This is a genomic window from Acinetobacter sp. YH12227 (assembly GCF_013417785.1).
Classification (GTDB): domain Bacteria; phylum Pseudomonadota; class Gammaproteobacteria; order Pseudomonadales; family Moraxellaceae; genus Acinetobacter; species Acinetobacter gandensis.
Window position 1 is genome coordinate 43410 of the sequence record NZ_VPDH01000020.1, and the last position, 8749, is coordinate 52158.

6 protein-coding genes and 2 pseudogenes are annotated in these 8749 nt (G+C 40.0%); 5 read left to right on the forward strand and 3 right to left on the reverse strand.

Features of this window, described 5'->3' with window-relative positions; translation table 11 throughout:
- Nucleotides 1–86 precede the first annotated feature (86 nt).
- On the forward strand, nucleotides 87–1604 hold the full coding sequence (glpD, locus tag FTV09_RS06365) for a glycerol-3-phosphate dehydrogenase (RefSeq protein WP_180057369.1): 1518 nt from the start codon (nucleotides 87–89) through the stop codon (nucleotides 1602–1604).
- A gap of 636 nt (nucleotides 1605–2240) precedes the next feature.
- Here the strand turns inward: glpD and FTV09_RS06370 are convergent.
- Nucleotides 2241–4070 carry a phosphoenolpyruvate carboxykinase (GTP) gene (locus tag FTV09_RS06370; RefSeq protein WP_067762414.1) on the reverse strand — a complete coding sequence of 610 codons (1830 nt, stop codon included), beginning with the start codon at nucleotides 4068–4070 and terminating at the stop codon, nucleotides 2241–2243.
- 413 nt (nucleotides 4071–4483) lie between these two features.
- On the opposite strand from FTV09_RS06370, the gene FTV09_RS06375 reads away from it, so the two are divergent.
- The 4 genes from FTV09_RS06375 to groL all read left to right on the forward strand — a co-directional run bounded on the left by FTV09_RS06375 (nucleotide 4484) and on the right by groL (nucleotide 8368).
- The gene (locus tag FTV09_RS06375; protein ID WP_180057371.1) at nucleotides 4484–5422 is read left to right on the forward strand and encodes a diacylglycerol kinase family protein; all 939 of its coding nucleotides are present in this window, start codon (nucleotides 4484–4486) and stop codon (nucleotides 5420–5422) included.
- Nucleotides 5403–6164 (forward strand): metallophosphoesterase, encoded by a 762-nt coding sequence (locus FTV09_RS06380; RefSeq protein WP_180057373.1) that lies wholly within the window; start codon nucleotides 5403–5405, stop codon nucleotides 6162–6164. The genes FTV09_RS06375 and FTV09_RS06380 overlap by 20 nt, the downstream gene beginning before the upstream one ends.
- Before the next feature lie 206 nt (nucleotides 6165–6370).
- Complete coding sequence (gene groES / locus FTV09_RS06385; protein WP_180057375.1) at nucleotides 6371–6661, forward strand: co-chaperone GroES; 291 nt, start codon at nucleotides 6371–6373, stop codon at nucleotides 6659–6661.
- A gap of 72 nt (nucleotides 6662–6733) precedes the next feature.
- Nucleotides 6734–8368 carry a chaperonin GroEL gene (gene groL / locus FTV09_RS06390; RefSeq protein ID WP_180057377.1) on the forward strand — a complete coding sequence of 545 codons (1635 nt, stop codon included), beginning with the start codon at nucleotides 6734–6736 and terminating at the stop codon, nucleotides 8366–8368.
- A gap of 67 nt (nucleotides 8369–8435) precedes the next feature.
- Here the strand turns inward: groL and FTV09_RS06395 are convergent.
- Nucleotides 8436–8621: pseudogene (locus FTV09_RS06395) on the reverse strand (copper resistance protein NlpE); the annotation flags it as partial.
- A 28-nt stretch (nucleotides 8622–8649) separates the two neighbouring features.
- Nucleotides 8650–8749: pseudogene (locus FTV09_RS06400) on the reverse strand (IS1 family transposase); the annotation flags it as partial.

Here is an 8749-nt window from a genome sequence, read left to right on the forward strand (position 1 = left end):
AAATGATGATTAAAACAAAATTAGGCTTTAAACAGAAAAAGGTCAATTTAGATCATTTTATTGGTCAATAAAACTGAGAGGTGTTTATGCAAGAACAACACCCAATTTATGACATGGTCGTCATCGGTGGTGGTATTAATGGCGTTGGAATTGCTTGTGATGCAGCTGGACGCGGCTTATCTGTACTGTTGTGTGAGAAGGATGACCTTGCGAGCCATACCTCATCGGCCAGTAGTAAGTTAATTCACGGTGGTCTGCGTTACCTCGAGCATAAAGAATTCCGTTTGGTACGAGAGGCATTGGCGGAACGGGAAGTACTACTAAGTAAAGCACCACACATTATTCGCCCAATGCGTTTCATCATGCCGCATGAACCACATTTACGTCCTGCATGGTTAATACGCACAGGCTTATTTTTCTATGATCATTTGGGTAAGCGTGAGCAACTTGCAGGTTCAAATCAAGTTGAATTTAGCTCAATCAATAGTCCTTTACATGCAGAAATCACACGCGGTTTTGAGTATTCAGATTGTGCAGTAGATGATGCAAGATTGGTGGTCCTTAATGCGATGCAAGCGAAGGAACTTGGTGCTAAGGTTTTAACCCGTACACAATGTCTGTCTGCAAAAACAGAAAATGGTGTATGGACGGTTAAGCTTGAAAATTCGCATGGTGAATCGGTTGTTCGAGCCAAAGTATTGGTGAATGCGGCAGGGCCGTGGGTCGCAGAATTTCTTCAGCAAAATTTAAAGCAAAAGTCACCTTATGGAGTCCGTTTAATACAAGGCAGCCATATTATTGTGCCTAAACTGTATGATGGTGATAAAGCCTTCATTATGCAAAATGATGATCAGCGTATTGTTTTTGCTATTCCATATTTGCAGGACTACACCTTAATCGGTACGACAGATCAGGAATTTCAGGGTGATCCGAATCATGTCGAAATTACTCAACATGAAATTAATTATCTGCTCGATGTTTCAAATGATCATTTTAAGGTTCAGCTTACACAAGACGATATTGTTGCGGGCTATTCGGGTGTGCGCCCATTATGTGATGATGAGTCAGATAATCCTTCAGCCGTGACGCGAGACTATACATTGTCTTTAACGCAGGTAGACGGTGCAGCACTTTTGCTTTCGGTATTTGGTGGAAAGTTAACGACTTATCGTAAATTGGCTGAATCTGCGATGACCTTATTAAAGCCATACTTCGAGCATATGCGCGGGGCATGGACGGCTGCTGCAAAATTACCAGGCGCAGAGCATTTGGTGTCTTTGGATATTTTAAAGCTGAATATTTTAGAGCAGATTCAAAATTTGGATGATAATACGGCGGAACGATGGACACATGCTTATGGGTCAAGGGTATGGGATTTTTTAAAGAATATTCATAATGTAGATGAGTTAGGTCAGCACTTCGGATGTGGTTTGTATGCACAGGAAGTGGATTATTTAGTTGAGCACGAGTGGGCGAGAACCAGTCAAGATATTTTAAAGCGCAGAACGAAATTGTATTTAAAATTTGAAGAAGAATCAGTTCAAGTTTTGGATAAATATTTGATAAGTTTGCGTGAGCGAAGATTAAAAAAAGAAGTGGCTTAAGGTTTGTGTTCTGACGATATGGTTTGAATAGCCTGAAACGCAAGACTGGAAAAGAGTCTTGTTATTTTTATTAACTCGGCGATTGCTTCATCCGAATATGGTGGCTCAACGGTTTCTGAATTTAACCAGTATTGTAGTTGTAAATGATTGGAATGAACGTATGAACTCAAGGCATTCCAATTCTTTTGATTGAATTGGTTGTTGGTAGAAGCGTATTGGATGGCAATTAATTCAACCATTTGTTTTGTATTTTTTATTTCCTTGCCATTTAGGTATTTGTCTATTTGATTTTTAGTTGCGACAAGCTTAATCCTAGACCTTTATCACTGCTTCGCACAGAGGTCTTAGGAGTGCAAATGCTGAGGCTTGAAGTGTTGGGAAATTTAGCAAAAGCAAAAAAATTGAATATTGATGCTGTTGTGCAATTGCAAATAAAGAGGCTGCTACTCGCGAGCGCAAGTCAGTATGAATTATTCTTAATGCTAAGTGCTCGGCTTCTTTATTTGACTCTTGAAATGCTCGTTCTAATTGCATGGTTGTTCAAATAATAAATGGTGTAGAAATAATAAAGCTTTATTTTGAAAGCATAAAAAAGACCGCATAAAGCGGTCTTTTTTTAACTTAATCTAGAAAGAATTAAGCAGATTTAACAGCAGCGATTAACTCAGCTTGACGAGTTTTAAGCGCTTCTGGAAGGCGATCACCTAATTTGTTGAACAATTCAGTGTGGCTTTCAAGCTCTTTGATCCATTGATCTTTGTCTTGAGAAGTAACAAGGTCAAATTGTTCTTTAGTGAAATCTGAACCGTTCCAGTTCAATTGTTCGAAAGTTGGTACACGGCCAATTGGAGTGTCAACAGCAGTTGCACGACCTTCACAACGATCAATGATCCACTCAAGTACACGCATGTTTTGACCGAAACCAGGCCATACAAAGTTACCTTCAGCATCACGACGGAACCAGTTCACGTTGTAGATACCAGGTAGTTTGTTACCGTGAGCAGCAGCTTTAGCAGCAACTTCTTCACCAAGTTCTAACCAGTGAGAGAAGTAGTCAGCCATGTTGTAACCCGCAAATGGAAGCATTGCGAATGGATCACGACGAACGATACCTTGTTGACCAACAGCAGCAGCAGTTGTTTCAGAGCCCATAGTTGCAGCTTTGTAAACACCGTCAACCCAGTCAAATGCTTCTGAAATTAGAGGCACTGTATCTGCACGACGACCACCGAAGATGAACGCAGAAATTGGAACACCTGCTGGATTTTCCCAATCAGCGTCAATAGAAGGGCATTGACCAGCTGAAACTGTGAAACGAGCATTTGGATGCGCCGCTTTTTCACCAGCAACGTGTGGCTGACCTTTCCAGTTTGTAAGGTTAGCAGGTGCTTCTTTAGTAAGACCTTCCCACCATACTTCGCCGTTGTCAGTTACAGCAACGTTTGTATAGATAACATCTTTAGTTAATGTAGCCATACAGTTCGGGTTGGTCTTTGTATTTGTACCAGGTGCAACACCGAAGAAACCAGCTTCTGGGTTAATCGCATATAGACGACCATCTTCACCTGGTTTGATCCAAGCAATGTCATCACCTACAGTTTCGATTTTCCAGCCTTCGTAGCCTGCTGGTGGAATCAACATAGCGAAGTTTGTTTTACCACAAGCAGAAGGGAATGCAGCTGCGATGTAGTGTTTTTCGCCTTGTGGGTTTGTCACGCCAAGGATGAGCATATGTTCAGCTAACCAGCCTTGTTGACGACCCATAGAAGAAGCAATACGTAAAGCTAGGCATTTTTTACCAAGCAATGCGTTACCGCCGTAACCAGAACCGTAAGACCAGATTTCACGAGTTTCTGGGTAATGAACGATGTATTTTTCAGGGTTGCAAGGCCATGCAACGTCTTTTTGACCTTCTTCTAGCGGAGCGCCTACAGTGTGTACACAAGGAACGTATTCACCGTCAGTACCAAGAACGTCATAAACAGCTTTACCCATACGAGCCATTTTTGACATGCTTACAGCTACGTAAGGAGAGTCGGTAAGTTCGATACCGATGTGAGCAATATGAGAACCTAAAGGCCCCATAGAGAAAGGGACAACGTACAAAGTACGACCTTTCATTGAACCGTCAAATAAACCGTTAAGGCGAGCACGCATTTCAGCTGGAGCTTCCCAGTTGTTAGTTGCGCCAGCATCTTCTTGCTTTTCTGAACAAATAAAAGTACGACCTTCAACACGAGCAACGTCAGAAGGATCAGAATTAGCAAGGTAAGAACCAGGGTGTTTTTCTTGGTTAAGTTCTTGCATAGTGCCGTTAGCGATCATCAAGTCGATATAACGTTGATATTCTTCTGCGCTACCGTCACACCATTCGATTTTTGCTGGTTTGGTTAATTTGGCAATTTCTTCCACCCAAGCAATAAGCTTAGGGTGACGAACGAATTCTGGTGCGTTCACTTGGGTCATGGTGAGGCCTATCTCAAAAATGTACTAACCGTACAAAGTCTAATCTGCATCATGGGGTACATCATGCAGATAAAATATGAAAAAAAAGTCGCTGTATTAAAGCATAAAATCATAAAAAAAATAAGACTAAAGAAGTGGTAGATTTTATTTGGTAGTTAATGCTATTTAGTAATAAAATTAAATAAAAACAAATGGTTAATAATTTTATTGTGTTTATTTTGTTCTATTTAGAAAAATAATGAACAATATTTTATATAATTATATTTATTAAAAACAATAGCTTGAAATAATTTCTTACATGAGAATTATTATTGATTAAATAAATGGTGGTAATTCGAATTTTACATAAAGGTGCTTTTAATTGTTTGTTAATTCGACAAAATATAAATCAAACGGGTAGAAATGTATAAAAAATGTCTCTTCAAACGAAGCCATTATCTATTATTTACAATAAAAACTCTGGTTTTCATGCTGCAAATAAAGAAGCAGTTTATGAAGAACTGGTTCAAGTCTTGTCCAGTCATGGTTATGAAATTCAATCGTTTGAACTGGGGCAGGATGTCAGTTTTGATGCCTTAATGGATAAGGTGCTTGCACGCCATCAGCAACAGCAAGAGGTTGGTGTGGTGGTTGCAGCAGGCGGTGACGGGACTTTAAATGCCGTCGCGCAGCGTCTAATGCATACCAATATTCCAATGGGTATTTTACCTTTAGGTACCTTCAATTATGTTGCGCGTGTGCTCAATATTCCATTGGATTTAATCCAAGCGGCAAACATAATAGCAACGGGTCAAAACAGGGAAGTGCATGTTGCGCAGTTAAATGATCATATTTATTTAAATAACGCTAGCTTAGGCCTGTATCCGCTATTCATACAAAAGCGTGAATTTTACAATCAAAAATTTGGGCGCTTTCCTTTACACGCCTATACCTCAGGGCTTGATGTTCTCATTCGTGATCGTAAAGAATTGAAGCTTGAAATTGAAGTAGATCATCATATCTATCCAGTCAAAACACCGTTGATTTTCTTTGGTAATAATCAATTGCAACTTGCGGATTTAAACTTAAAAATTGCCAAAGATGCTGCACAAGGAAAGGTCGCCGGTGTGGTGGTTGCAAAAAGTGATAAACGCACCTTATTCAAACTGCTGTGGCAGTTGATGCGTGGAAATATTGAAAAAGCACCAGATGTTTATAGTTTTGCAGCGGAGCAAGTCACGATCCACACCAAACGCAATAAAATAACAGTCGCTATCGATGGTGAAATTGTCGAAATGAAACCACCATTACAGATTTCTGTGAAAAAAAATGCCTTAAATATACGAGTTCCACATGATCCTGCATCTGTCTGATCTGCATTTTGGAACTGAAAAGCCTGAATGTATGTGGGCGATACAACAGTTTTGCCAGCAACATCAGATTGAGGCTGTTGTGGCGAGTGGTGATTTAACTCAGCGCGCACGGTATGCGCAGTTTTTTGCCTGTAAGCAATTTTTAGAAAGCTTGAAACGACCTTATATCGTGGTTCCGGGCAACCACGATATACCTCTTTATCATTTATGGAATCGGGTATTTAGTCCATTTACTCGGTATAAACTGTTCTTTGATAATTTAGAAAATGTGCTGGAAACGGAGCACTTTTATTTGGTGGGAGTGAATAGTATTCGCCGGCGTTACCACACACGGGGACATATTTCTTTAGACCAAATACAACGTGTGGATGAGCAGTTAAAAGCTGCGCCAAAAAATAAGTTGAAATTGGTGATTGCCCATCAACCTTTTTATACACCTCCCAATGATCCACATGGTGTTAAAGATTGTCCTGTACAAGGCCGATTGGCACTCGAGCAGTGGAGTAAACATGGTTTAAACGGGCTGTTACATGGACATTTACATGTGCCAGCAGCTTACGATTTAAATCAAATCTATCAATTAGGTGCTGCACATCCAGTTTGGGATATTCATGCAGGAACAGCGACGTCGTATCGTTTGCATGACAATCTTCCCAATAGTTTTAATGTCATTGATCATCATATGGATGTACGGCATTATTTCTTTAATGCTCTATCTCAGCAGTTTGAACAGAAGCCTTGATTTTAAGAATTGTTGATCATTGCGATATACAAAAGAGTAATTAGTCGAAAAAAAGTACAAAAAGATTAAAAAAATTAAATTTTACCCTTGAAGCGTTTTTTTCCATCCCCACAAAAGTGTCATCTGAATTAATTTTTGGCGATGGCTTACGGAAATCAAAATGTCATCGTCATTCATCTATAAATAGACTTAGTCTGGAGTTAACTATGAGCAATATTCGTCCTCTACACGATAACGTTGTAATTCGCCGTGTTGAAAAGGAAACTAAAACTGCTGGTGGTCTTATTTTAAGTACTTCAGCAGCTGAACAACCTGCTCAAGGCGAAGTGATCGCTGTAGGTAATGGTAAAGTAACTGACAATGGCGTTCGTGTATTAGACGTTAAAGTTGGCGACAATGTATTGTTTGGTACTTATGCAGGTACAAAAGTAAAAGTAGAAGGCGAAGAGCTTCTTATTATGAAAGAGTCTGACATCTTAGCGGTACTTGAAGCTTAAGCTTCATACACGCATTTAGACCCTTTTATAAAGTATAAATTGTTAAAAATTTAAAAAGATTCGGAGTTAGATATGTCAGCTAAAGACGTAAAATTTGGTGATTCAGCGCGTTCAAAAATGATTGCAGGTGTTAATGTACTTGCAGACGCAGTAAAAGTAACTTTAGGTCCTAAAGGTCGTAATGTTGTAATCGACCGTTCTTTCGGTGCACCACACATCACTAAAGATGGTGTAACTGTTGCAAAAGAAATTGCGCTTAAAGACAAATTTGAAAACATGGGCGCGCAATTGGTTCGTGAAGTTTCTTCAAAAACCAATGACATCGCAGGTGACGGTACAACAACTGCAACTGTACTTGCACAAGCAATCTTAAATGAAGGTATCAAATCAGTGACTGCGGGTATGAACCCAATGGACTTGAAACGTGGTATCGACATCGCTGTACGTGCTGTAGTTGAAAACATCAAAGCAACGGCTAAACCAGCTTCTGATACCAAAGCAATTGAACAAGTTGGTTCGATTTCTGCAAACTCTGACACTACTGTTGGTAAACTTATTGCGCAAGCAATGGAAAAAGTAGGTAAAGAAGGCGTTATTACTGTAGAAGAAGGTTCAGGCTTTGAAGATGCTTTGGACGTTGTTGAAGGTATGCAGTTTGACCGTGGTTACATCAGCCCGTACTTTGCAAACAAACAAGACACGCTAACTGCTGAACTTGAAAATCCGTTCATTCTTCTTGTTGATAAAAAAATCAGCAACATCCGTGAATTGATTGCTGTACTTGAAGCTGTTGCTAAAACAGGTAAACCGCTTCTTATCATCGCTGAAGATGTTGAAGGCGAAGCGCTTGCAACTCTTGTTGTAAACAACATGCGCGGCATTATTAAAGTATGTGCGGTTAAAGCCCCTGGTTTTGGCGATCGTCGTAAAGCAATGCTTCAAGACATCGCGATCTTAACTGGCGCAACTGTTATTTCTGAAGAAGTAGGTATGTCTTTAGAAACTGCATCTCTTCAAGATTTAGGTACAGCGCACAAAGTAACTGTTTCTAAAGAAAATACAGTGATTGTTGATGGTGCTGGTAATGCAGATCAAATTGCTGAGCGCGTAACTCAAATTCGTGCGCAAATTGAAGAATCTACTTCAGAATACGACAAAGAAAAACTTCAAGAACGCGTAGCTAAATTGGCTGGCGGTGTTGCAGTGATCAAAATCGGTGCTGCAACTGAAGTTGAAATGAAAGAGAAGAAAGACCGTGTTGACGACGCGCTTCACGCAACTCGCGCTGCGGTTGAAGAAGGTGTTGTAGCAGGTGGTGGTGTTGCACTTGTACGCGCTGCATCTGCACTTGAAGGTGTTGTTGGTAGCAACGATGACCAAAACGTAGGTATCAACATTTTACGTCGCGCAATCGAAGCACCGCTTCGTCAAATTGTTGCGAACGCAGGTGATGAGCCTTCTGTTGTAATTAACGCAGTTAAAAACGGTGAAGGTAACTACGGTTACAATGCTGCAACTGGTGAATACGGCGATATGCTTGAAATGGGTATCCTTGATCCAGCGAAAGTAACACGTTCAGCACTTGAACATGCTGCTTCTGTTGCTGCTTTAATGCTTACAACTGAATGTATGATCACTGATATTCCAGAAGACAAACCGGCTGCTCCAGACATGGGTGGTATGGGCGGAATGGGCGGCATGATGTAATTCATGTTGATCATCCAATCTTAAAAAAATCCCCGCAATAGCGGGGATTTTTTTATTCTTTACAAAATTATGATGAAGACTTTTTAACTAATTTATAATTTAAATTACTCTCAATTTTTTTACCTGATTCAACATCACGTGCTTCGATAAAATTTTCGCCAACAAAGAATTTACGGTTTTCAGCTTTGTTATCTAATGTGATGAGTGACGGATCCTGAGGATCAAAACTAAAACTGCCTTTGAGTTCAAATTCAGGTGGTGTTTCAAAAAGTATGCTGGCATTAAACGAATCCATTATTGATATAAAAGAACACTAAATCAAAGGCTTTGAAATGATTTTCAAGCTTTTTGGAGAAGTTGCAGCTTCTCCTAAAGCCTCGC